A 1,111-nucleotide genomic window follows, 5' to 3' on the forward strand; every position below is an offset into this window, starting at 1 on the left:
CGCGGGGCCACCGCTAGCTGACCGGTTGGTCGACATGTCTGCCGCAGAACGCCATGCAACGGTGACAGAACTGGTACGTGCGCGGGCAGCGGCGGTGCTCGGCCACGATTCGCCCGCGTCCGTGCCAGCGGACCAGGCATTCCAGGAGCTGGGCGTCGACTCGCTGGCGGCGGTGGAGCTGCGGAACGGGCTCGGTGCCGCGCTGGGGCTCCGGCTGCCGACCACCTTGGTGTTCGATCATCCATCGGTCCGAGCGGTCGTCGATTACCTGATCAGGCGAATCGCACCGAAGACCGACGGAGGGGACCACGGTGCCAACGGCCGGGACGAGGCGGCGATCCGCAGAGCGCTGCAGACCGTGCCGCTGGCGGCGCTGCGCGCTGCCGGGCTGCTGGACGGGCTGCTGGAGCTCGCCGGAGTGCGTCCCGATGGCGCGAACGGAGCCGTGGCCCCGGACGAGACGGCGGACGTCGACGCGATCGACGAGCTGGACACCGAAAGCCTGATCAGGATGGCGCTGAACAACGGGCAACCGGATGACGAGACCGAGGAGGGCTGAGGAGATGGCGGAGGGTGACGGAAAGCTCGTCGAGGCACTGCGCGCTTCTCTCCGGGAGACGGCCAAGCTGCGCCAGCAGAACCGCGCGCTGACGGCCCGCGCTCGGGAGCCGATCGCGATCGTGGGGATGGCTTGTCGTTATCCGGGTGGGGTGGATGATCCGGAGCGGTTGTGGCGGCTGCTGGTGGATGGCGTGGACGCGGTGGGTGGGTTTCCGGCTGATCGTGGCTGGGATGTGGCCGGTCTTTATGATCCGGAGCCGGGCAAGCCGGGCCGTAGTTATGCGCGGGAGGGCGGGTTCCTGTACGGGGCGGCGGAGTTCGATCCGGCGTTTTTCGGGATCAGTCCGCGTGAGGCGGCGGAGATGGATCCGCAGGAGCGGCAGTTTCTGGAGGTGTGCTGGGCGGGGTTGGAGCGGGCGGGGATTGATCCGACGTCGTTGCGGGAGAGCAGTGCCGGGGTGTTCGCCGGGGTGATGTATCACGATTATGCGCCGTCGGGGACGGGTGGGGCCACGATTTCGGGCCGGGTGGCGTACACCTTGGGCTTGGA

Annotated in this window: 2 protein-coding genes; both read left to right on the forward strand. The window is 68.9% G+C overall.

The window, feature by feature from the left end:
* Positions 1–61 precede the first annotated feature (61 nt).
* A complete protein-coding gene (locus AB0J64_RS57325; RefSeq protein WP_364047298.1) occupies positions 62–559 on the forward strand; it encodes an acyl carrier protein in 498 nt (165 codons plus the stop codon).
* A gap of 4 nt (positions 560–563) precedes the next feature.
* The coding region (locus AB0J64_RS57330; RefSeq protein ID WP_364047301.1) for a beta-ketoacyl synthase N-terminal-like domain-containing protein at positions 564–1,111 on the forward strand (548 nt) is incomplete at its 3' end.

The organism is Nonomuraea sp. NPDC049695, assembly GCF_040674955.1.
Lineage (GTDB): Bacteria > Actinomycetota > Actinomycetes > Streptosporangiales > Streptosporangiaceae > Nonomuraea > Nonomuraea helvata.